The sequence below is a fragment of the Mesorhizobium sp. WSM4844 genome (assembly GCF_055811775.1).
Window position 1 is genome coordinate 71,189 of the sequence record NZ_JBVVQB010000007.1, and the last position, 23,392, is coordinate 94,580.

The 23,392-nt window shown below is 63.0% G+C and carries 19 protein-coding genes, 1 tRNA gene and 1 riboswitch; of the genes, 6 read left to right on the top strand and 14 right to left on the bottom strand.

Translation table 11 applies throughout. From position 1 onward, the window contains the following. Position 1 precedes the first annotated feature (1 nt). From thiS to AC0L2A_RS08765, 11 genes are all read right to left on the bottom strand, one after another. The gene (thiS, locus tag AC0L2A_RS08715) at positions 2–199 is read right to left on the bottom strand and encodes a sulfur carrier protein ThiS (protein ID WP_287100067.1); all 198 of its coding nucleotides are present in this window, start codon (positions 197–199) and stop codon (positions 2–4) included. Next, positions 168–1,169, bottom strand: coding sequence for a glycine oxidase ThiO (gene thiO / locus AC0L2A_RS08720; protein WP_473608384.1), 1,002 nt, complete (start codon positions 1,167–1,169; stop codon positions 168–170). The genes thiS and thiO overlap by 32 nt, the downstream gene beginning before the upstream one ends. Then, positions 1,166–2,995 carry a phosphomethylpyrimidine synthase ThiC gene (gene thiC, locus AC0L2A_RS08725; protein ID WP_473608385.1) on the bottom strand — a complete coding sequence of 610 codons (1,830 nt, stop codon included), beginning with the start codon at positions 2,993–2,995 and terminating at the stop codon, positions 1,166–1,168. Before thiC ends, thiO begins: the two co-directional genes overlap by 4 nt. A 101-nt stretch (positions 2,996–3,096) precedes the next feature. Beyond that, positions 3,097–3,213, bottom strand: a riboswitch (TPP riboswitch). A 101-nt stretch (positions 3,214–3,314) separates the two neighbouring features. Then, positions 3,315–4,955 carry an ABC transporter ATP-binding protein gene (locus AC0L2A_RS08730; protein ID WP_091590315.1) on the bottom strand — a complete coding sequence of 547 codons (1,641 nt, stop codon included), beginning with the start codon at positions 4,953–4,955 and terminating at the stop codon, positions 3,315–3,317. Further along, complete coding sequence (locus AC0L2A_RS08735; RefSeq protein WP_473584247.1) at positions 4,952–5,875, bottom strand: ABC transporter permease; 924 nt, start codon at positions 5,873–5,875, stop codon at positions 4,952–4,954. Before AC0L2A_RS08735 ends, AC0L2A_RS08730 begins: the two co-directional genes overlap by 4 nt. A 3-nt stretch (positions 5,876–5,878) precedes the next feature. Next, positions 5,879–6,793: an ABC transporter permease gene (locus tag AC0L2A_RS08740; protein WP_473608386.1), complete on the bottom strand. Its 915-nt coding sequence runs from the start codon at positions 6,791–6,793 to the stop codon at positions 5,879–5,881. 81 nt (positions 6,794–6,874) lie between these two features. After that, complete coding sequence (locus tag AC0L2A_RS08745; protein WP_473608388.1) at positions 6,875–8,383, bottom strand: ABC transporter substrate-binding protein; 1,509 nt, start codon at positions 8,381–8,383, stop codon at positions 6,875–6,877. Between the two features lie 104 nt (positions 8,384–8,487). Further along, positions 8,488–9,393 carry a 5-dehydro-4-deoxyglucarate dehydratase gene (gene kdgD, locus AC0L2A_RS08750; protein ID WP_287176748.1) on the bottom strand — a complete coding sequence of 302 codons (906 nt, stop codon included), beginning with the start codon at positions 9,391–9,393 and terminating at the stop codon, positions 8,488–8,490. Positions 9,394–9,456: 63 nt separating this feature from the next. Beyond that, entirely contained in the window at positions 9,457–10,209 is a 753-nt protein-coding gene (locus tag AC0L2A_RS08755; RefSeq protein ID WP_473608389.1) for a FadR/GntR family transcriptional regulator, read from the bottom strand. Positions 10,210–10,404: 195 nt separating this feature from the next. Beyond that, on the bottom strand, positions 10,405–10,851 hold the full coding sequence (trxC, locus tag AC0L2A_RS08760) for a thioredoxin TrxC (protein WP_473608391.1): 447 nt from the start codon (positions 10,849–10,851) through the stop codon (positions 10,405–10,407). Positions 10,852–10,886: 35 nt separating this feature from the next. Further along, on the bottom strand, positions 10,887–12,449 hold the full coding sequence (locus AC0L2A_RS08765) for a bifunctional aminoglycoside phosphotransferase/ATP-binding protein (protein ID WP_473608392.1): 1,563 nt from the start codon (positions 12,447–12,449) through the stop codon (positions 10,887–10,889). Between the two features lie 328 nt (positions 12,450–12,777). On the opposite strand from AC0L2A_RS08765, the gene AC0L2A_RS08770 reads away from it, so the two are divergent. Continuing rightward, positions 12,778–13,614, top strand: coding sequence for a universal stress protein (locus AC0L2A_RS08770; RefSeq protein ID WP_027154046.1), 837 nt, complete (start codon positions 12,778–12,780; stop codon positions 13,612–13,614). Between the two features lie 135 nt (positions 13,615–13,749). Next, positions 13,750–13,983 carry a hypothetical protein gene (locus tag AC0L2A_RS08775; RefSeq protein ID WP_128172638.1) on the top strand — a complete coding sequence of 78 codons (234 nt, stop codon included), beginning with the start codon at positions 13,750–13,752 and terminating at the stop codon, positions 13,981–13,983. A 162-nt stretch (positions 13,984–14,145) separates the two neighbouring features. On the opposite strand, the gene AC0L2A_RS08780 is transcribed toward AC0L2A_RS08775, so the two are convergent. Beyond that, entirely contained in the window at positions 14,146–15,270 is a 1,125-nt protein-coding gene (locus AC0L2A_RS08780) for an aminopeptidase (RefSeq protein ID WP_473608394.1), read from the bottom strand. A 1,029-nt stretch (positions 15,271–16,299) separates the two neighbouring features. Between AC0L2A_RS08780 and AC0L2A_RS08785 the strand changes: the two genes are divergently transcribed. The 3 genes from AC0L2A_RS08785 to AC0L2A_RS08795 all read left to right on the top strand — a co-directional run bounded on the left by AC0L2A_RS08785 (position 16,300) and on the right by AC0L2A_RS08795 (position 19,688). Beyond that, positions 16,300–16,746, top strand: coding sequence for an SRPBCC family protein (locus AC0L2A_RS08785; protein WP_128247485.1), 447 nt, complete (start codon positions 16,300–16,302; stop codon positions 16,744–16,746). Between the two features lie 268 nt (positions 16,747–17,014). Further along, positions 17,015–18,073 (top strand): adenylate/guanylate cyclase domain-containing protein, encoded by a 1,059-nt coding sequence (locus AC0L2A_RS08790; RefSeq protein WP_473608395.1) that lies wholly within the window; start codon positions 17,015–17,017, stop codon positions 18,071–18,073. A 526-nt stretch (positions 18,074–18,599) separates the two neighbouring features. Then, a complete protein-coding gene (locus AC0L2A_RS08795) occupies positions 18,600–19,688 on the top strand; it encodes a hypothetical protein (RefSeq protein WP_473608396.1) in 1,089 nt (362 codons plus the stop codon). Between the two features lie 344 nt (positions 19,689–20,032). On the opposite strand, the gene AC0L2A_RS08800 is transcribed toward AC0L2A_RS08795, so the two are convergent. Next, positions 20,033–20,109, bottom strand: a tRNA-Pro gene (locus AC0L2A_RS08800). A gap of 203 nt (positions 20,110–20,312) precedes the next feature. Between AC0L2A_RS08800 and AC0L2A_RS08805 the strand changes: the two genes are divergently transcribed. Next, positions 20,313–21,833 carry a phosphomannomutase/phosphoglucomutase gene (locus AC0L2A_RS08805; RefSeq protein ID WP_473608398.1) on the top strand — a complete coding sequence of 507 codons (1,521 nt, stop codon included), beginning with the start codon at positions 20,313–20,315 and terminating at the stop codon, positions 21,831–21,833. Between the two features lie 40 nt (positions 21,834–21,873). Here the strand turns inward: AC0L2A_RS08805 and betB are convergent, their stop codons facing one another. Further along, positions 21,874–23,337, bottom strand: coding sequence for a betaine-aldehyde dehydrogenase (gene betB, locus AC0L2A_RS08810; protein WP_128172644.1), 1,464 nt, complete (start codon positions 23,335–23,337; stop codon positions 21,874–21,876). Between the last annotated feature and the right edge of the window lie 55 nt (positions 23,338–23,392).

Consider the following 23,392-nt stretch of genomic DNA (forward strand, 5'->3'; position numbering starts at 1 on the left):
ACTAACCTCCTTGCATGGGTGAGAGGATTTCGATCCGGTCGCCGTCCTTCAGCTGGAACAGCGCCCGCTCAGTCGCGTGCACAAGCTCGCTGTTCACGGCCGTTGCAAGCCAGTTGCCTTCGTAGTCGAGCGCCGCGAGAAGCTCCGCCAGGGTGGCGGCGGTGATCTCATGCGCTTCGCCGTTGACCGTCAGTTTCATCAGCAAGTTCCACCGGTTTGTCAGAATCGAAAACAAGGTCGGCCGCCCGGCGCGCCATGGCGGGGGCCAGAAGGAAACCATGGCGGTAGAGCCCGTTGATCGCGACGGTCCTGCCATGCGCTTCGACGCGCGGCAGGTTGTCGGAAAACGCCGGGCGAATGCCGACGCCCGTCTCAACGATCGCGGCCTCGCCGAAGGCGGGATGAACCGAATAGGCGGCGTTCAGGAGTTCCATTATCGCCCGCACCGTGACCGGCTCCGTGGACAGACTCTCGACCATCGTTGCACCCGCCATGAAATGGTGGTCGGCGCGCGGCGCCAGATAGAGCGGCAAACGCGGGTGCAGCAGCCTGACCGGGCGCGACAGCGAGATGTCCGGTGTACGCAGGATCAGCATCTCGCCGCGAACGCCGCGAAGCCTTTCATCGCTGGACGCCATTCCCATGCAGTGGATCTCGCGGTCGAATCCCGTCATGTGCCGGGCGTCCACTCCGAAGCAGAACTCGACGCCGCTTCCGGCGAGTTTTTCATGCAGCGCCGCCATTGCACGGCGTGGGTCGAGATGGGCTTCGCCCGGGAAGAACAGCCCGCGACGGAAGCGGCCGGCGAGATCGGGTTCCAGGAGCGCGATTTCGTCTTCGTCGACCCGCCGATGTCCCGACGTGCGGCTTGCAAACCGGTCGAGTTCGCCCGCATCCCGCGGCATTGCCAAAACGAGCGTTCCGGCCCGCGTGACATGACCCGGCAGGACCGCATCCCACCAGTCGGCGGCGTCGCGTCCGAGATCCAGCACCGGCTGCTCGGCGCTTTCGCGCTCGCACCAGGGCGCCAGCATGCCGCCGGCCATCCATGATGCGTTGCCGCCAAGGCCATGCCGGGTCTCGGCAATGGTTACCGCAGCACCGCGGGCGGCGAGTTCGAAGGCGGTGGTGAGGCCGGCGACGCCGGCCCCTTTGACCAGCAGCCTCATGACGGCTCCGGCATCTTCGGCATGGGCGGTTCGCCGTCCACTGGCATGTAAAGATTGCCGCCCTCGCGGTACTTCGCGGCCATCGCCGCCATGCCCTCTTTCTGTGCCTCGGCCCGAATGTCGTGGGAGATGCGCATCGAGCAGAATTTCGGCCCGCACATCGAGCAGAAATGCGCCAGCTTGTGCGCCTCCTTCGGCAAGGTCTCGTCGTGGAAGGAGCGCGCAGTTTCGGGGTCGAGCGACAGGTTGAACTGGTCTTCCCAACGAAACTCGAAGCGTGCGCGGGAAAGGGCGTCATCCCTGACCTTCGCCGTCGGATGTCCCTTGGCGAGGTCGGCGGCGTGCGCGGCTATCTTGTAGGTGATGACGCCCGTCTTGACGTCGTTGCGGTCCGGGAGACCGAGATGTTCCTTGGGCGTGACATAGCAGAGCATCGCCGTGCCGTACCAGCCGATCATCGCCGCGCCGATGCCTGAGGTGATGTGGTCGTAGCCGGGTGCGATGTCGGTGGTCAGCGGCCCAAGCGTGTAGAAGGGCGCCTCGCCGCAGACTTCGAGCTGCCTGTCCATGTTCTCCTTGATCTTGTGCATCGGAACATGGCCCGGCCCCTCGATCATGACCTGGCAATCCTTGGCCCAGGCGACCTTTGTCAACTCGCCGAGCGTTTCCAGTTCGGCGAACTGCGCCGCGTCGTTGGCGTCGGCGATCGAGCCGGGACGAAGGCCGTCGCCGAGCGAGAACGACACGTCGTAAGCGCGGCAGATGTCGCAGATTTCCTCGAAATGCTCGTAGAGGAAGCTTTCGCGGTGATGATGCAGGCACCACTTGGCCATGATGGAGCCGCCGCGCGACACGATGCCGGTGACCCGGTCGACCGTCAGCGGGATGTAGTGCAGCCGCACACCGGCATGGATGGTGAAATAGTCGACGCCCTGTTCGGCCTGTTCGATCAGCGTATCGCGGTAGATTTCCCAGGTCAGGTCCTCGGCGATCCCTCCGACCTTCTCAAGCGCCTGGTAGAGCGGCACGGTTCCGATCGGCACAGGCGAATTGCGGACGATCCATTCGCGGATGTTGTGGATGTTGCGACCGGTCGACAGGTCCATGACGGTGTCGGCTCCCCAGCGGATCGCCCAGACCATTTTTTCGACTTCTTCGGCCATCGACGAGGTGACGGCTGAATTGCCGATATTGGCATTGATCTTGACCAGGAAATTGCGGCCGATGATCATCGGCTCGCTCTCCGGGTGGTTGATGTTGGAGGGAATGATAGCCCGTCCGCGCGCTATCTCGTCGCGCACGAATTCCGGCGTGACGAAGTCCGGGATCGCCGCGCCGAAAGAGTTGCCGTCGCGCTGTATCCCGCCGCGTAAGCTCTCGCGGCCGAGATTCTCGCGAATGGCGACGAACTCCATTTCGGGGGTGATGATCCCGGCGCGCGCATAGGCAAGCTGCGTCACCGCTTTGCCCGTTTTTGCCTTTAGCGGCCGGTGGCGCACGGGAAATTCCGGGGTCAGGCGCTCACCTGACGCAAAGCCGTTGTCCTCCGGCCTGACACTGCGGCCATCGTGGAATTCGACGTCGCCGCGTGCCGTAACCCACTCATGGCGAAACCTGGCGAGGCCCTTTTCGATGCTGGTTTCGACAGTCGGGTCCGTATAGGGGCCGGACGGATCGTAAACGGTGACAGGCGGTTCGCCTGCCGTCGGATGGACGGCGATTTCCCGCATCGGCACTTTGATGTGCGGATAGAGGACGCCGGACTTGTGGATTTTCCGTGAGGCAGGCAGCGGTCCCGTTGAGACGGCTGGAGAAATGGCATTCATTTTGAGGCTCCTTTGCTCATGCATTGGAGACCCAGTTCTGTGCCGGAAGGATGAAAAGACGCTTTGGTCTGCCTGCTTACAGGTTTTCGGGCATGGACTCCCGCAAAGCGCTTGCACCGTCCCTACGCCAGTATGAACTGGATCAGGTTCAACGGGTCACTGCGCCGCGAAAGCCAGCAGTATCTCAGCCCCTTGCCGGGACCCCCCTGGTGAATGGGTCAAATTGAGCGGGCGATCGCCATTTTGTCAAGCGCATTCGGCCCATCAGTCGGCAACGCTAGCTGGGCGCGCGCGGACAATCGAGGCCGATATCCAGGAACTATTGAGCCTGCGTAAGCCATTTGGGCTGCGGCACAGCCTGCAGCAGGCTTTGCGTATAGTCGTGGCGAGGCGCCCCGAACAGCGCCGCGGTTTGGCCTTCCTCGACAATCCGTCCGTCTTTCATGACCATGATCCGGTCGGCAAAATGGCGCACGATCGGCAGATCGTGGGTGATGAAAATATAGGAGAGGCCGAGCCTCGTCCTGAGGTCGGCCAAAAGGTCGATCACCTGCGCCTGGATAGAGACGTCGAGCGCCGAAACCGCCTCGTCGCAGACGATCAGTTCCGGCTCGCTGGCAAGTGCGCGCGCAATGGCGATGCGCTGTCGCTGGCCGCCGGAAAACTGGTGCGGGTAGCGCTCGGCGTGCTCCGGCAACAGCCCCACCAATTCCAGCAGCTCTGCCACGCGAGCCTTCCACCTGTCCTTCGGCAGGATATCGCGGTGGATCACCCAGGGTTCGGAAATGATCGAATAAACGCGCATGCGCGGATTCATCGATCCGTACGGATCCTGGAAGACCATCTGGACCTTGCGCCGAAACGCCATGAGGCGCTTCCCATTCATGTCGAAGATGTTCTCACCGGCAAAGACCGCCTTGCCGGCGCTTGGCGCGTTCAGCCCCAACAGCATGCGCGCGACGCTCGATTTGCCGGACCCGGACTCGCCGACGATGCCGAGCGTTTCTCCTCTCCTGACCTCGAAGCTTATGTCGTCCACCGCCTTGAACGTCCGCTTGCTGCTGAAAGCTCCGGAAGCAAGCTCATAGTGCTTGGTGAGATGTTCCACCTTGAGCAGCGTCTCGCCGGCGATCGCCGTCGAACGCCTGTTCGGCGCCTCCGCTGCGTTGCCGTGGGGCAGGGCGGCGATGAGGCGGCGCGTATAGGGGTGCTGCGGATTGCTGAACACCTCCCTGGCGATGCCTGTCTCGACGACCTTGCCGCCGTTCATGACGATGATCCGGTCCGCCATCGACGCGGCGACTTCGAGGTCGTGGGTGATCATGATCAACGCCATGCCGGTTTCGCGCTGGAGATCGCGCAGCAGATCGAGGATCTGCGCTTGCACGCTGACGTCCAGGGCGGTCGTCGGCTCATCGGCGATCAGGATGTCCGGTTTCAACGCGATCGCCATGGCAATCATCACGCGCTGGCGCTGTCCGCCCGAGAACTGATGCGGATAGAAGTCGACGCGGTTTTGCGGCTCCGGAATGCCGACCCGCCGAAGCAGTTCTATCGTCTTGGCGCGTGCGCCCTTGCCGCTCTCTGCGCCGTGGCTCTCATAGACCTCCTCGATCTGGCGCCCCACCGTGTAGACCGGGTTCAGATAGGCGAGCGGATCCTGAAAGATCATCGCAATCCTGCGGCCGTTGATGCTTCGGCGCGCCTCGGCGCCGAGGCCTGACAGTTCGACGCCGTCGAAGAGGCAGGAGCCGGCCACGATGTCGCCTGGCGGACAGTCGACGAGATCCATCACCGTGCTGGTGCTGACGCTCTTACCCGAACCGCTTTCGCCGAGGATCACCAGTGTCTCGCCACGGCTGACGTGGAAAGAGACATCGTCGACGGCGCGTACCGGCTGATCGTCCGAAAGAAAATCGACGGTCAGACCCTCGACCTTGAGAATGGTCGCGTTGCTCATCGGGCAGCTTTTCGCAATGTCTGAAGGCGCCAGCGTTGCTGCGGATCGGCAACGGTGCGCGCCCAGTTCGAGAGGATGTTGAGCGACAGCGTCGTCAGCATGATTGCAAGGCCCGGCCAGAATGCGATCCACCAGGCGGTGGCGAGATAACCGCGGCCGTTTGCCACCATCGCACCCCACGTGAAGTCCGGTGGCTGAATGCCGAGGCCAAGGAAACTCAGCGCCGATTCCGACAAAATGACGGTCGCGAAATCAATGGCTGAAATCGTCACCAATGTCGGCAGGACCAGGGGGGCGATGTGCCGGATGATGATCCGGGCCGGCTTCGCGCCCATGGCTCGCGCGGCGCTGACGAACATGCGCTCGCGCAGCTCCAGCACTTCCGCGCGCGCCGTTCTGAGGTAGATCGGCATGCGCGTGACGGCGAGAACGATCACCAGGTTGGTGATGCTCGGACCCAGCGTGTAGAGCACGATGAGCGCCAGCAGCAGCGAGGGAAAGCTCATGACGACATCGGCCAGACGCAGGATGAGATGGCTGTACCAGCGCTCCGAATAGCCCGCTATCAGGCCCAGTGTTCCACCGACCAGCATCGACGCGAACACCGCCGCCGCGGCAATGCCGAACGTGTTCTGTGCGCCGACAATCAGCCTGGCCAGGATCGGCCGGCCGAGGGTGTCGGCGCCCAGGACATAGATCCAACCGCTGGCCAGCGAGAACGGGGCGAGGTTGCGCTGGCGCAGCCCCAGCCGCGAAGCGGCGTCGCCCACCAGCCACGGACCAAGGACCGCCGCGATGACGACGATCGCCAGGAAAATAGCAGCGGCGAGCGCAAGCCTGTCGCGCTTCAAATAGGCGAAAAGCACGCGACCGCTGCCTGGAACGGCCGCCGGCTTGATGTCGGGGGTGATGATCGTCATGGCTCAGTACCGGATGCGCGGATCGAGAACCGCGTAGAGCAGGTCGATCGCGATGTTGAGGATGAAGATGGCGGTTGCCGTCACCAGAATGGTCGACTGGACGACGGCAAAATCGCGCTGGATGATCGAATCGATCATCAGCTTGCCGATGCCGGGCCAGCCGAATATCGACTCCACGACGACGGCGCCGTTGACAAGGCTGGTCGCCAGGTCGCCGGCGACCGTGACGACCGGCAGCAGGGAGTTGCGAAGCGCATGCCCGAAGATGATCTTCTGCCGCGGCAGGCCCTTGGCCCTTGCGGTCTTGACGTATGGAGAGGCAAGCGCCGACAGCATGGTTCCGCGCACGACCTGCACCAGGAGACCGAAAGGGCGAAGCATCAGCACGAAGGTCGGCATGATCCAGTGCGCCCAGCTGCCGGTGCCCGATGTCGGCAAAACTCCGAGCCCCACGGCGAAGACAAGGATGCCGACGATGGCGACCCAGAAATCCGGCGCGCTTGCGCCGGCCAGCGAGACGAGGCTGGCGATACGGTCGAAGATGCTGCCCGGCCGCGCGGCCGCCAGCGAGCCGACAAGGATTGCCAAGGCGGTCGACAGCGTGATCGCGACGACGGCCAGCTTCAGTGTTTCCGGGAACGCCTCAAGTGCGACCTGCATCGCCGAGCGGTTCTGGCGCAGCGATTCACCGAAATCCAGCTGCAGCAGATCGCGCAGATATCCCAGAAACTGCCAATGGATCGGCTGATCGAGGCCGTTCAACCGCGCGAACGCGGCCCGAGCTTCCGCAGTCGAGTCCAGAGGCAGGTACAAGGCGGAAGGATCGCCGGTGAGCCGTGTCAGGAAAAAAACCAGGGTCAAAAGACCGATGACCGACAGGATGCTGTGCGACGCCCGGCGTCCAAGATAGGTTATCATTTCGGATGCCCTTCGGCGGATATCGACGGAGGCAACGGGTCGGGGGCGCAGGGCGACGACCGCCTGGCGCCCCCGTATCGCTCAGTCTTTGATGGCGATATTGGCCAGCGGTATTTCGCTGTTGGTGGTGATATCGGGCTTCCATTCCAGCCTGGTGCCAACCCGGGTGTAGCCGATCATGTGGAACATCGGGATGTCCGCCACCACTTCGTTGCGGGCCTTGCCGAAAATCGCCTTGAAGCTGTTGGTGCGGGCTTCGCCGGTCGCCGCCAGTGCCTCGTCTATCTGCTTGTCGAATGCCGGATCGGCCAAGGTCGAGTAGCTGCCACTCGATCGATAGAAGATCGGCACCGTGAAGGCCGCATCGCCCTTGTTGTTGTCATGCATCATCTGCAGGAGATTGGGGCCGCGCTCCGCCGGGAACGGCTTTTGCAGATAGCGCAGCCAGTCGGCGACATCGAGCATGGTCAGCTTGACGTTGAGGCCGGCGTCCTGCCACATCGTCATCATCGCCTCCATCGCTTCGGCGCCGTTCGGATAGATGCCGTTTCGCCCGATGAGCTTGATCTCGGTGTCGACCGCGACACCCGCCGCGCGCGCCTCTTCGATGAGCTTTTTCGCCTCTTCCGGATCATACGGCCAGGGCTCGAGCGCATCGTCATGGCCGTTGATCCCGGAGACGACCATCTGCGACGCACGCTTGACGTCGTCGCCGAACAGCTGCGCAAGGCCTTCCCAGTCGATCGCCAGGTTGAGCGCCTTGCGGACGCGCAGGTCATCAAGCGGCGGCTCGGCGGCATCGATGCGGATGGCAGTGGTTTCGGAGTTCAGGTAGGCGAAATCCGTCTCCGGATTGCTGGCGTCCTGGATGGCAATCGACGGTGTCAGGTCGGCTTCGCCGGTCTCCACCATGGCGGCTCGAATCGAGGATTCGGGTCGCCAGACATAGGTTGCCTTGGTGATCTGCGGCTTGTCGCCCCAATAGCCGTCGAACGCGTCCAGCACCACGGTCTGCGGGGAAAAGGTCGACAGCGTGAACGGGCCGGTGCCGACCGGATCGTTCACCGCCTGGTCGACCGGCGTCTTCGGCGAGACGATCATGACCACGCTCAACAGCGTCGGCATGATGGGCTCGGGCCTGTCCGACTTTATTTCGACGGTCAGCTTGTCGACCGGCGTCAGCGTCAGTTTGGCATCGCCGAATTTCGCAATGTTGCTGCAGGTAAGCTTGCCGCTGATCATCCTGTTGATGGAGAAGACGACCGCATCCGCATTGAGTTCGGTTCCGTCCTGGAATTTGACGCCCTCGCGCAGCTTGATCCGCCAGGTGGTCGGGTCCACGCTGGTCCACTCCGTCGCCAGTTTCGGCTGGGGCTGTCCGCTGACCGGATCGATGACGGTCAACGATTCAACCACGTTTTGGCTGAGTATCTGGCCGACATTGGTGATGATGGTGCCGCAGGGCTCCAGATTGGCCGGCTGCTCCGGCAGGACGATACGGATCTCCTGCGCCGCTTCCTGTGCGACGGCCGATGGCGCGGCAGCGGTCATCAATACGACAGCTGCAATCGCATGAATGCTTCTGTTCATGTCACTCCTCCCTTGATCTTCCGTTTGGGATCTTCCGTTTTGGCTGTCGCACCAGACGATCCTCCTCATCCCGTGCGGCCGACGATTTGCCGATCTCGCGGCGGCTAGGCGGCGATCTTCTCGATCAGTCCGCGCAGCACGTCTTTCTCCTGCGGCTTCAGATCGGTCAGCGGCGGCCGAAGCGGGCCGGGTGTCCGTCCGATGAGCTCGACGCCGGCCTTGATGATCGACACCGGATAACCTTGCTCGCGATCGCGCAAAGCCGCGAAGGGGAAGAAGAAGCTGTGCAGGATTTCTTCCATCACAGCGCGATCACCTGTCCGCATCGCCCTGTAGAAGCGCTGGGCCAATTCCGGCACGAAGTTGAAGACCGCGGAGGAATAAGTCGTCACGCCGGCGCCGTTGAAACCCTCGGCGAACAGCTCATGCGTGGGCATGCCACCGATGTAGCAGAGCCGATCGCCGAGCTTTGCGGTGACGTGGCGGACAAGATCGACCTTGCCTGTGCCGTCCTTGAAGCCGATGAGGTTTGGGCACGCGTCAGCAAGGCGGGCAACGGTGTCGGCACTGGCGACCGAGTTCGCACGGTTGTAGATGATGACGCCGAGGCCGGTGGACTGGCACACGGCCTTGACATGCCGAAAAATCCCTTCTTGCGAGGCCTCCATCAGATAGTGGGGCAGAAGCAGGAGACCGTCGGCTCCCGCAGCCTCGGCGCGGCGGGCGATTTCCGTGGCGAGCGCCGTGCCGTAACCGCAGCCGGCGATGATCGGCACGTCTCCCGAGGCATCCTTGGCCGCGCGGGTAACGTCGGCGACCTCTTCCGGCGACAGCGAGAAGAATTCACCGGTGCCGCCGGCCGCGAACAGGGCAGCGGCACCGAACCCCGACAGCCATTCGACATGCGCGCGATAGCTTTCGAGATTGAGGCTGAAATCCTCGTTGAAATGCGTGACCGGAAACGACAGCAGCCCTGAAGCGACCCGCGACTTGATTTCATCTGGCGACAAAGGAACTCATCCCACAAATTAATATGATGTCATCTAGATTCATATGATGAATATCCAGACGAGTCAACCGCCGCTGTTGTCCTGATTTGTCGGGCGCCGGACGGTCAGGGCGCGATAGCGCTTTATCCCGGTCACCAAATGGCGGCGCATCGCCTCACGCGCCTTTTCCGGGTCGCGGGCGAGGATCGCATCGGCGATTTCCCTGTGCTCCTGCAGAATCGGATGGTCGCGATTGGGCAAGGGGTCGACGCCGCCCATCATCGTCTTGAACTTCACCCGCGGGATCATCCGCCGGCCGACATGTTCGAGGAAGGCCTTGAACCTGGCGTTGTTGGTTGCGGCGGCAATCGCCATGTGGAACTGGAAGTCGGCATCGTCCGTGGGTTGCCCTTGCGCCATGAGGTCGGCGAACCTTTCGACCTGGGCCTCGATTTCGGCCTCTTGCGCCGGTGAGCTGCGGGCGGCGGCAAGGCCGGCTGCCTCGACTTCGATGCCGATGCGCAGCTCGAGCTCTTCGATGATGTCCGAGATCTTGTTCGTTTCGTCAGTGAACAGCTTCAATCCCTCGTCGACGGGTTTCGGGCCGAGAACGAAGACGCCGGCGCCTTGCCGCGATTCCACCAGCCCATCGGCACGAAGCGCGGCAATGGCCTCCCGGACCACGGTGCGGCTGAACCCGAACCGGTCGATCAGCGCGGGTTCTGTCGGCAATTTATCGCCAGGCGCATAAAACCCGGCTTCGATCTGGCCGCGCAGGGCGTCGGCAACCTGAGAGACGAACGACCGCCGGGACGTTCGATGTTCGGCCTGCTGCATGGGTCCTCCCAACTTTGCCGGATCTGAGGATCCATACTCCGAGTGCGGGCCAAAAGCGAGGTCATCATATGAAAATTCGTCGTTCGATGTTTCGAACGTCTTAAGGTCATCATATGGCTTCTGTGCTCAGTGTCGGCCTCAATCGCCCGTCGTGCTGGGCACGGCGATCAGCGAAATCCACGCAAGTAGCAGCTTTCAGGCTTCGGCCGGCAGGTGATCGCGGACCCACCTGACGATCTGTCCCGCCGTCATTGCGCCGGATGTGCGCGCAACCTCCCGTCCGCCGTGGAAGATGATCATGGTCGGGATGCCGCGGATGCCGAGCCTGGCTGCAACGGCCTGCTCATTGTCGGAATTGAGCTTGATCAGTCGAACATGCGGCTCCAGTTCGTTGGCTGCCGCTTCATAGGCCGGCGCCATCATCTTGCACGGGCCGCACCATGGTGCCCATATGTCGACGACGACGGGGAGGCTGCCTCGCGTGACCTGGCGATCGAAACTCTGTGCATCGACGTCTGCCGGATGACCCGGGAACAGCCTGGAGCCGCACTTTCCGCATTTCGCGTCCCCGGCATCGCGTGCCGGCGGCAGGCGATTGACCCCGCCGCATTTGCCGCAAACCACCAGTTTTTCCTGCGTCATGCCCATTTACCCTTTATGCGCGTCGATCGTCGCCGTCACGATGCGGTCTTGAGTGGAGGATTCTGCGCAAAAGCGACCGCGTCCGAAACCTTGGCCAATTCTGCGGCGATATCGGCGAGCTTTCGATCGGCGTCGACCTTGCGCCAGTTGGACGGGGTAGCCTTTCGCTGCAATTGCCGCGACAAGATATCGACTGTGGCGTCAGAAGGACCGCCACTGCGCTCGCTCACCCGCTGCCAAAGAACGAGCGGATCCGCCTCCAGCCAGAATCCGGCGAAAGCAACGTCTCTGCCGTTTGCAGCTTTCTCGATGCGGTCGCGATCGGCCGGCCGGTCAAAGACGGCATCGGCGACCACCGAACCGCCTTCGGCAAGGATCAAGTCGGCGCGCCATGCCATTTCGCGGTAGACGCGGTCCGACACATCAGGTCGATAAGCCCTGTCCGGCAGCTTCGTCTCGGCTGGCACCCCATGCAGGGCTTTGCGGATGCGGTCGCTTTCGACGATGCGTGCGCCGGGCGGCGCGCCAACATGTGCGGCGAGTGCCTCGGCAACGGCCGTCTTGCCGGAACCGCTCAAGCCGCCGATGGCGATCAGCCGAGGAGGCTTTTCCTCGAGAAGTGTTCGGGCAAGCCCGAAATAGGATCTGGCCTCGGCAAGCAGCCCGCTGGAATCGTCACCGCTTTCCTCGATCTGGGTTGCGGTGACATGCGCGCGCACCGCGGCCCGCACTGCCATGAAAAACGGCAGGAGGATGAAGCCGTCCTCGTCGTCTGCTTCGTCGAGATAGCGGTTCATGACCAGGTTGGCGAGTTCCGGAAAGCCGCGATTCCAGAGGTCCATCAGCAGGAAAGCCAGGTCGTAAAGCACATCGATGCTGGCGATCTGGTCGTTGAATTCGATGCAATCGAAGAGGCGGGGCTCGCCGTCGAAGAGACAGATGTTGCGCAGATGCAGGTCGCCGTGGCATCGTCGGATCTTGCCTGCAGTCTCCCGCCGGTCGAGCAACTCGCAATGGCGGGCGATGGCGGTGCGAAACATCCCGGTGAATGCCTTTATCTCGGCTTGCTCGAAAACATGGCTGGTGGCAAAGCCGGCTTCGTTGATGGCGAGCACGCCTGCCAGGTTCGAGGATCCGCTGCCCTTGTGGACCTCCGGCGCGCCACGATGATAGCGCACGATCATGCGCGCGACATCCGTCATCAGCGCAGGCGTCAGTTCGCCACCGACTGCCATTCGGTCGAGCAGCTTCGACTGATCGAAGCGGACCATCTCGATCGCCGCATCGACCAGATCGCCGCTTCCGTCGAAGGCCAGCTCGCCGCCGGCCTCGCGGGTGACGCGCCGCACCCCCAGATAGAGGCCGGGGGCAGTCCTGGAGTTGAGATCGACCTCCTTCTCGCAGGCGGCGAGCCGCAGCGCCGGGGTCGAGAAGTCGACATAGGGCAGCTTGACCGCTCGCTTGATCTTGTAGGCGCGCTGGCCAACCAGGAATATCCGCGAGATATGGGTCTCGATCGCCTCGACCGGTCCGCTCTCGCCATATGCGGCAGGGTCCATCAACATCGCGGCCACGGATTGCTGATCCTCGACGATCATCGGATGCCTCTTTGTTTTGTACCCAACCTGGGGAAGCCAGCGAGCGTGGTCGCTGAAATTCCACGCCATCAGGCCCTTGCTGCCACAGCGCCTGGATATAACCAGCCAGGTCACGAATGCGTTCCGTGATGCTGCTGCTCCGGTGTTCGGGGCGTATTCTTGGCGTCCTCCAGCGGCCTGAAACCTGTTGGCGTCGGCACGTGGGCATGTTGATACGGATCAAATGATGACCGGCGGCGTTCTTGACTCAGCGCTAGCAGCGCGCCGAGCCGTCTCGCTGTTGTTGCAACGATGATTGGGCTTTGGGACAAAATCGGGAGCAGCCGCCATGGCTTTCAGGACGATACTTGCCGTTACGGGACCGCACGAGGGAGACGGTGATCTCAAGCCTGCCGCCGACCTGTGCAACGAGATCGGCGCCCATCTTGCTGTTCTGGTCGTTGCCGTAGCTGCGCCGCCACCAGTCGGGGAGTATGCCGCGGTCGTTTCAGAAGCCTGGCTCGACGAGCGTCGGGCCGTCGAGGATCTGTTGAAGAAGCGGACTGCTGACCTGTCGGCTTTTCTCGCCGGCAGCGTGCTTTCGGCCGATGTCTCCAGCGAATATCCGGAAGCCGGCTGGGCCGACGACACCATCGGCCGCCGTGCACGCTATGCCGACATTACGGTCATTGGACCGGAGCTGCTCGCCAACGAAACGCTGAAAAGCAAAGCGATCGAAGGCGCATTGTTTTCTTCGGGAAAGCCCTTGCTGCTCATCCCCGCGGGGGCGCAGCCGACCCTGAAGCCGAAACGCGTGCTGATTGCATGGGACGCCCGTCTGGAGGCATCGCGTGCCGTCCGCGAATCCCTCGGCCTGCTGCCAGGCGCCGATGAGGTGCACCTCGTCATGGTCGATCCGGTGGAGGACGAGTACCGCCACGGGGCCGAACCCGGGGCCGACGCCGCCGCCTATCTCGCGCGGCATGGCGTGAATGTCACGGTCGACCGGCTGCCCAGCCTGGACCATTCAGTCGTCGACGTGCTTCGCCGGCACGCGCTCGACATCGCCGCCGACCTGATGGTGATGGGCGCTTACGGTCATTCCCGGTTGCGCGAGCGCATCTTCGGTGGCGTCACCGTCTCGATGCTTGAAGACCCGTCGATGCCGATCCTTATGGCGCGTTAGCCGCCGGCGCCCGTCATTGGCATCCCTTTTAAGCCCCAAGGGACACTGTTGCCGCCCATCTAGCCGTCTCATCGGTATCGGCGGAGCCGCGAATCTGTGGTAAGCCGCCGCTCAACCAACCAAAGGACGACACCTGTGAGCGAACCGACCGTGGCCGAGGCGACCGAAAGTATCTATGCATCGCTGCGGGCGGACAATGCCGACATCGACGCGCATATCGCGACGCTTAAGGTGGCGATGACACGAGAAGGGATAAAACAGGCGGTGTTCGATCCGACCAGACTGGCGCAGAACAACCGTTCGGGCCGCAAGCTGATGCAGGCTTATTTTCGGCAGCGCGGCGTGAGCGTGAGGTTTTCGGCCTCGTAGGGCGCAGGCTGAGGCGCCACGGCCCGCCGGCAACCATTGTGGTCCAGGATCCGCCGGCGAGTTCAGGCAAGTCCGCTTTTGGCTTCTGTAGGCCGACATGCGGCTTCCGGCCCCGCCGACGTCAAAGTTCCTAGGAAATCGGCCGACAAATGGTCAATTCAATCACCTGCGCCGGCTGCCGAGCACATCGGCGACCGACTCGCCGCTTCTGGCCTTCGGATTTGACCGGCTATCGCATGAATCTGCTGCTTTGAGCGCTTCGGCGCGGTAAGCCTTGTCTAACGCTCCGATCCGTCGAACCGACGCGAAGAACCGTGGATAGTCGCCCGAACACAAATCGAACAAGCGGAGAAACGTCGCCACCTGATCGCCGTAGACGGAAGTCGCGGCGAGCTTCGCGTTGTTAATCGGAGAATCGAACCAGACATCGTATCCCTGGTATCCACGCCAGCGACTGTCGCGCATCTCTCGGTAGCGCATCCGCAGCCGTTCGATCGCGGCCATCTTCGCGGCCCGCTTCTGCTCAGAGGTAGCGCTGCCGTCATAGACATGGCTTAGCTCGTCCCGGGTCTGCGACACCAGCGCAAGAAATTGAGCTCTGCGCCTCCGGTCGGCTTTGTAACGGCGCAATTCGCCGGTATCACCAGCCGCGTGCAGCCATTTTCTCACGCCGGTTGTTTCGACGGCGACAGCGAATGCCTCGTTGAATGCGGAATCGTCCTTCACATAGACGCGTTGGTGGGCCAGCTCATGGAAAACTAGCCCCGCAAGATACGTTTCATCTTGGCTGAGCATCGTGCTTAGCAGCGGGTCACTTGACCAGCCAAGCGTGGAATATGCAGTGATGCCCGTCACATAGACGTCCAGGCCCTGTCTCTGAAGTTCGACAGCGCTTTCAATCGCAGACCTTTTGGAGAAGTATCCTCGGTACGGAACGCATCCGAACACCGGAAAGCACCATGTTCGTGGCGTCAGCGAGAATTCCGGCGCGGCGAAGACGGCCCATGTCACCGCGTCCCGACCAACGTTAACATAGCTGCGGTAGCTATTGTTGTCCGGCAGCGCTAGTTCATCTATCGCAAACTGTCGGATGGCGCTCGCCGATTCCATTCGAGCGCGTAGTGTCCCAGGGATCGAAGGATCGTCGATCAGCTCTTCGACATCCTGGCGCGCCGCCATGATCTCCACGTGACCCTTCAAGGATTGTGCGTAGTAAGAAATGCTGGTGCAACCGGCCACGCCGGACATCACGATCGTCGCAGCAACCGAACGAAAAAATGCACGCATCAAGGTTGCCCACGGCATTTGCTCACACGTCCGGATAGGGCAAACGTCGCAACTACGCCCGGTCCCAAACAGTGGCTCCAATTCGGTTGATATCCTGGGATGAGGGTTTAGGTTAGACGTTCGTCTTCGGCAAGATTGTCACAATGTGATCATTCGCTGCCAAATTGCCGAATGTCCGCTATAAGCCGGACACGGCGGCATGCGAACTATCCGCCTAGCAGGTCTTTTTCTCCTGGAGCTTCCGGTCGCATCCGGCCCACCGCTGTTGGTCCGCAGCGCGCCGATGTCAGCCGTAGAGATGAACTTGTCTCTGCCTGGAAGCAGACATCGCCGGCGACGGCACCGGAGGTCACGGTTGCGCCAGCAGCGGACATATGCTCTGGACGCAGCGAAAGTCGCAATCCGGACCCCTTGCGGACCTACGGAAAGCTGCTCCGAGAGCGGAGGCGTCGAGTCATGATCGCGCGTCCCGGCTCGCCAAGCACGTGAAGTCGATCGAGCGGGTCGGCGGCATCGAGTCCTGGAACCTCCAGACCATAAACAAGGCTTTCGGACCGCCTCGAGCGCTTCTGAAGCCAGCAGATCCACTACCGCCGAATGTATGGGCGCGGGAAGATCGACCTGCTTCAGGCCCGACTGATAGGTGCCTTCTGATGGCAAACTGCACCACAATTGCGTCAGATCCAACATTGCAGGCGATCTCACACCTCCAGATGCGCCTGCCCGAAGGCACCTCGTGGCGCAGGAGGCCAGCGTCAAACCCACAATGCCGATTGAAGCGCTTAAACGTGGGAGATGCGTCGGAGTGATCTCCAATGCGACTGACTTAGGCGACAATCAGGTCGTGTCGATCAGGAATCGCTCAAGCCGGGTGCGGATTTCTTCTCGCCAAGCTGCTTGGGCGGCACCTTGTTGAGGGCGATCTTCCGCCTACATGCTGTCAGAAAAGACCTCCCACACTAGGACAGAAGGCGCCCGTCCATCCTCCGCCTCAGGCGGAGCAGGTCATCGCAACCGTAGGAGAGACCGATGCAAGAGTCCCTCGTCGTCCGCCGCGAGACGCACATCCCGGCGCCGCCCGCCGCGGTGTTCGCCCTCCTGACCGATCCGGAGAAGATCCTGCGCTGGATGGGAACGGAGGCTGAGGTCGAGCCGCAGCCTGGCGGGCTCTATCTCGTCAATGTCACTGGGGCTCGCTGCGCTCGCGGCTCCTTCCTCGAGGTGGTGCCGGTGCACCGCCTGGCCTACAGTTTTGGCTGGGACGGCAGCGAGGTGGTGCCGCCGGGGTCGAGCCTGATCGAGGTCGACCTGATTGAGCAGCCGGACGGAACGCTGCTGCGCCTGACCCACACCGGCCTGCCTAACGCCGAGCAATGCGCCGGCCATGCGGAAGGCTGGGCCCATTACCTCGGCCGGCTGGCCGAGGTTGCGGCCGGGCGTGAACCGGGGCCGGACCCCTGGCATGGCAGGGACTGACTCTTTCCGCTCGTCGCTCGCAGGGGTGTCGAAGGCTGCCTCATCGAGGATTGGACCGTGAGTCTGGAGGATGGCGTCTATGTAAGGGAGTAGTTGTGCCGGCGGCAGCCCATGGCCTCGCCCTGAATGTCACCTCTCCCTTAAGTACGCCCTTAACGACGTCCCGTCCGGTCCCGTTGAGGGCGTCCTCACGTGACAACATGACAGGCAGAAGCGTCATCCCGCGGCGCGGATGACAGGCTAGTGGCCGCGGTGGCATAATCGCGGCATGGATCTGCCCGCGCCCCTCGCCTGGTTGTTGGACGAGGCCGGCTCTTCGCCCGGCTCTGACTGGTTCCTGGCCGAGCTCGGCGGCCGGCTGCTGGCCGACGGCCTGCCGTTGGCCGGGGGCGCTCTGACGGTCGCGGTGCCGCATCCGATCATCGCCCGCCGCACCTGGCTGTGGCAGGCGGAGACCGGGGCGGTGATCGAGGCGCTGGGCTTCGCCGGCGGCCCGCTCAACCAAGCCGGGCGCGACTGGCTGGCCGAGCTTGGCCCTGTGCAGGAGGACACGATCGGCCCGGAGCCGGACAGTCCGGTGCTGGGCTGGGCAGGGACCCAGCCATTCGGCCCCGCCGAGGCCGGCCGGCTGCGCCAGGCCGCGCGCTTCGCCGCAGCGCCCTTAGCCGCCCTGACCGCGCGGGCGGCGCTGGCAGCGCTGCTCGAGGCCTATCTTGGCAGGCGCAGTGCCGCCCGGGTGCAGGCCGGCGCGCTGCGCCGCGGCACCGGGGAGACCATCCGCGCCGCGCTGCTCTGTGCCGATCTGCGTGACTTCACCGCCCTGTCCGAGGCGACGGAGCCCGCAGCGATGATCACCGCCCTCGACGCTTGGTTCGATCGCGTCGCCGGGGCGGTGCATGCTTTCGGGGGCGAGGTGCTGAAGTTCATCGGCGACGGGGTGCTGGCGATTTTCCCGGTCACGGGCGCCCCGGCCGAGGCCTGCGAGGCGGCGCTGCGGGCTGTTGTCGCCGCCCGCGCCGGCATGGCCCATCTCGATGCGGTGCGGCAGACGGAGGGGCTGCCGCCGCTGCCCTTCGGCGCGGCACTGCATCTCGGTGAGATGCTGTGGGGCAATATCGGCGCGGCCGACCGGCTGGACTTCACTGCCATCGGCCCTGCGGTCAACCTGGTCAGCCGGCTCGAAGGGCTATGCAGGCCCCTTGGTCGCAGCGTGCTCATCTCGGGCGCTGTCGCGGCGGAGACGACAACGGCTTTGATCCCTTTGGGCGAGCACTTATTGCGCGGTATCGCTGATCCCTGCGCGGTCTTCACCCTGCCGGAGGATTGAGCCCCGCGGGCCGGGGTCCGGGCAAGGGTACCAGATGCGTGACTAATACAAGCGGGAGCCGGTACGTCTGTGCAGGCAATCGGCTTTGCAGCCACGAGCGGCGACGGACTGAGCTGATCATGTCGCCTCATGTGCTCCGGCCAATAGCAGCACGTAGGTTGCCTTTTCAAGCTTCCTTACCGCTCGCTCAGATTTGTCTATCTGACAACGAACGTCAGCTGTCATACATTCCGGACGTTCGCTGCGATGCCACGAACGTCCGCAGGGGGGCACGTCACGGCGTTACGTTACTCGCACCGACGTGAAGGTCAGCTATTGAAGATCCGAGGGCCAAAGCTGCCAGTCCGCTTGCGGCCCCAAAATGACCATGAACGCCGAAGTTTGGTGGAAAACGGAACGTCCGCTGTCGGCCACCCTTCAGCAAATTTCCACCACATCCCAGAACTAACGATCGCTTCATCGGGATTGGCTGATAGCTTCGGCACGTCTTGGCATGACATGACTGCGGGAGGATGCCCCCTTGAGAATGAGATATCTGCTAGCAGCCTCACTCGTTGTGGCGATCGTCCTGACGCTCAGATGGGAATGGCTGGAGCCCCATCACTTCGAGGATGAGGTCATGCGAGCCGCGCTGGCGGAGGAAGTTCGCCGGGACGACACCCGTTGCCCGCTCAGCAGTAAAGCTGTGGAGCAGGCTCGGCCATGGGTTCTTGCAGCCTGCGCGGCAGGCGGGCTCGGCTGGCATGAGGCAGCGGCGAAATATGGCGACGATGCAGCCAGAGTGTTCCTCGTCTATGGCGAGGATGCGGATTTCGTGGAGGTTTTCGACCGTCTCGGCCATCCGGTCGTGCCGGTGATTGCTTACTTCGTGAAGAATGGATCGTCGCAGTACTTGTTGCAGGAAACCATCGGTCAGGGCCTCTCGAGCCTGTGGGACGACCGGCAGGTGGGATTCGGCCTCGCCGAGATTTCGCCGGAGCAATATGGGCTTATTGCCATTCGCGAGCTCAAGGATCGCGGGCATGAGATGCTGTCGGAGTTCGAGATCGTTGACGGAACAGCAGTCCGCAGACAGTTCACCCGCACGCTGCTTGGTGCGAAGAACATAGTCCTGGGCGGCGTTTCCGACCTGGAAGGGGTGATCACCCGCGGCGAGCGGCTTCCGACCTGGGACGAGATGGGTTGGGCGGCCTTCGATGCGGCAATCGTCGTCGGGGGCATCGGCGCCGCAGCCAAGGCATTGCGGGTTGCGAGGGCACCGGTGGCCGCAGCTGGTCGCGGAACTGTGCGGATCGCACATCTGAGGGCAGCAGGCAAAGGTGCGTTCCAATCGCTTTCCGCCGTCGGTACCGCAGCCGGTGTCGCCGCCGTCGTCGCACTTCCCTATGTGGCGATCACGCGACCTCACCTTCTGACAAACGCGGCCGGTTGGATAGCCGAACAAGCAGGTCTCCCGGCCTGGCTCGGCGCCTTTGCGGCCTACTTCATACTCTGCCTTGTCCTGGCTTCTCTGCTGAGGATGGTTCTGGCGCCGCTGGCCTGGACGCTGCGAACGCTGAGCAAGATCGTTGGACGACTCGCCGGTGCCGGCGGTGTCCGATCCGCGGCAGCCTAAAGCCGATGATAAAAGCGGATACTCCGTTCGCCCTTATGCTGGAGATGCACGCCGTGGTCTTAGGCGTTCCAGGGCTTATTCTGCTGGCATCAGCCGCAATCGTTGCATTGATACGCCCTTGGCGCTTTCGCCCCGAGTGAAGTCATTCGACAACTATCGCCGATTGAACACGTTTGGCGAAGCAGACATAGTTTAGATGGCGCGGCCCTCAGATTCTGCAAAATCGCGAGTGGTTTGGTATGCGTCTGCCAGCTCCATCGAGCGGCCTAGATGCTTTTCCATTTTTTCTGTGGGGATATCTGTGGGGCAGGCAGTCTTCGGGTTGCCTAACCCATTGTTTTTTCTGGTCGGAGTGGCAGGATTTGAACCTGCGACCCCATCGTCCCGAACGATGTGCGCTACCAGGCTGCGCTACACTCCGTGACCAGACCGCGGGCTTATAGCCGCCGTACTTCCTTCCTGCAAGCGCCAATGGCAGCGCTTCAGTCGCATTTCTTGCCGTTTCGCTCTAACGTCATACAGGTTTCAGTTCCCTGCGGGATAAACACCGCTTAACGGCTCGTGTTATAGGCATGGCCACCTGCGTTGAAACCACTCTGAATCCAGCCGCTTGGAGTTGCTGTCTTGTCCCTGAAGATCGTTAGTGAAGCCCTTCCCAACACCTTCGAGTTTGAAACCTCGGCGCTGATCAAGGCGTCCGGCTTTCGTGAGTATGATGCGCGCTGGTGGTTCGGCCATCCGGGCTCTGCCGAGCCGCCGGAGCTCAACCTGATCGGTGTCCAGGCGCTTGGCATGGGGCTCGGCACGCTGATCCGGCGCCTGGGCGCCGGACCGGATATCGTGACCGGGCATGATTTCCGTTCCTATTCGCTGGCGATCAAGCTGGCGCTGGTTTCCGGGCTGATGGCCGCCGGGGCGCGGGTTAGGGATATCGGGCTGGCGCTGTCGCCGATGGCTTATTTCGCCCAGTTCGCGCTCGACACGCCGTCTGTCGCCATGGTCACCGCCTCGCACAACGAGAACGGCTGGAGCGGCGTCAAGATGGGGGCGGCGCGGCCCTTGACCTTCGGTCCGGAGGAAATGAGCGCATTGAAGACGATCGTGCTTGCCGGCGACTTCGACCTGGTCGGCGGCGGCTCCTATGACTTCGTTGCGGATTTCCGCAAGACCTATCTCGACGACCTGACCCGCGACAAGCGCATAGCGAGAAAGCTCAAGGTGGTCGCCGCCTGCGGCAACGGCACTGCCGGCGCTTTTGCACCTGAAGCGCTGGAACGGATCGGCTGCGAGGTGATCCCGCTCGATGTCGAGCTCGATCATAGGTTTCCGAATTACAACCCCAATCCCGAAGACATGAAGATGCTGCACGCGATCCGCGACAAGGTGCTGGAGACAGGAGCAGACGTCGGGCTTGGCTTCGACGGCGATGGCGACCGCTGCGGCGTGGTCGACAATGAGGGCAACGAGATCTTCGCCGACAAGGTCGGCGTCATGCTCGCGCGCGACATTGCGCGCCTGCATCCAGGCTCGACCTTCGTCGTCGACGTCAAGTCGACCGGATTGTTCAATACCGACGCCGCGCTGCGCGCCGATGGCGCCGTCACCGATTATTGGAAGACCGGCCACTCCTATATAAAGCGGCGCGTGGCCGAGCTTGGCGCCATCGCCGGTTTCGAGAAATCCGGTCATTTCTTCTTCAACCCGCCGATCGGGCGCGGTTATGATGATGGTCTGATCACAGCCATCGCCATCTGCGAGATGCTGGATCGCAGCCCGACAAGGAGCATGGCCGATCTCTACCGCGACCTGCCGCTGACCTTCGGCACGCCGACCATGTCGCCGCACTGCGCCGACGAGCTGAAATATGGCGTGGTCGAGCGGGTCGTTTCCGACTTTCAGGCCATGAAGCATGACGGCGCCATCTTCGCCGGGCAGAAGATCGCCGAACTGATCACCGTCAATGGCGTTCGCGTCGTTGCCGAGGACGGCACCTGGGGCCTGGTGCGGGCGTCGTCGAACAAGCCGGAGCTTGTCGTCGTGGTGGAGAGCCCGGTGTCATCGGAGCGGCGCCGGCAGATGTTCGAAGCCGTCGATGCGGTGCTGCGCCGCAGCCCCGAAGTCGGCGCCTACAACCAGACGTTCTAAGTTCTCTGGCTAAGGTCTCTGGTCGGCGGCGCGGTGAGCCTCAGTATGGGCTCGCGACGTCGCCGGTCTCGACATAGACCGACTTCAACTGGGAATAGAGTGCCAACGCGGCAAGTGAGTTTTCTCGCCCGATTCCCGACTGCTTGAAGCCGCCGAAGGGAATTTCGACGGGCGTCAGGTTGTAGGCGTTGATCCAGCAGGTGCCGGCCTGCAGCTCGGCGATGACGCGGTGGGCGCGCGGCAGGTCGCGCGTGAACACGCCGGCGGCAAGGCCGAATTCGGTATCATTGGCGCGGTCGATCACCTCGTCCTCACCGTCGAATTTCAGCACGCTCATGACAGGCCCGAAAATCTCCTCGCGCGCGATGCGCATGGTGTCGGTGACGCCGGTGAAGACCGTCGGCTCGACGAAGAAGCCACCCTGGAAACCTTGCAGCGAAGGAACATTGCCGCCGCAGGCGAGCACGGCACCATCCTGCTTGCCGGCCTCGATATAGCCGATGACCTTCTCGTGCTGCGCCTTGGAGACCAGCGGCCCCATCTGCGTTTCCTGGTCGAGCGGATCGCCGATACGGATCTTCTTGGTCCGCTCGACCAGCCGTTCGACGAAACGGTCGTGGATGCCCTTCTGCACGAAGACCCGCGTACCGTTGGAGCAGATCTGGCCGGTCGAATAGAAATTGCCGAGCATGGCGCCGCCGATGGCGTTTTCGAGATCGGCATCGTCGAAGACGATCAGCGGCGACTTGCCGCCAAGTTCCATGGTGGCGTGCTTCATCTTCGAGCCGGCGAGCGACAGCACCTTGCGGCCGGTCGGCACCGAGCCGGTCACCGAAACCTTGGCAACGACATCGTGCCCGACGAGGCCGGCGCCGACATCGCCATAGCCTTGCACGACGTTGAACAGCCCGTCGGGCAGGCCGGCCTCGGTGTAGATTTCGGCGAGCGCCAGCGCCGACAGCGGCGTGTTCTCCGACGGCTTGAACACCATGGCGTTGCCCATGGCGAGTGCCGGCGCCGATTTCCAGCCGGCGATCTGGATCGGGTAGTTCCAGGCGCCGATGCCGACGCAGACGCCCAGCGCCTCGCGCCTTGTATAGGCAAAGGCGCCGCCGAGATCGACGGACTCGCCATTATAGGCAGCGACCGCGCCGCCGAAATATTCGAGGCAGTCGGCTGCCGATGGGGCGTCCGCCACCAGCGTCTCCTGGATCGCCTTGCCGGTATCCAGCGTCTCGATGCGCGCCAGGTCGGCGTTGCGCACGCGCAATATGTCGGCGGCGCGGCGCAGGATGCGCCCGCGCTCGACCGGCTTCAGCCGCGCCCAGGCCGGTTGTGCTGCACGCGCTGCTTCGATCGCCAGTTCAAGCACGTTCGGCGTCGCCGAACGCAGCATCGCGATGGTCTCGCCGGTTGCCGGATAGATGACCGGCAGCGGCGCACCTTGCTCATCGTCGATGTAGCGTCCGTTGACATAGTGCGATGCCTTTGGCTGGGCGCGCATGGGACCTTCTCCAAACTGTCTTTCGATGGGACCGGCGGGCGGGCACCGCCGGATC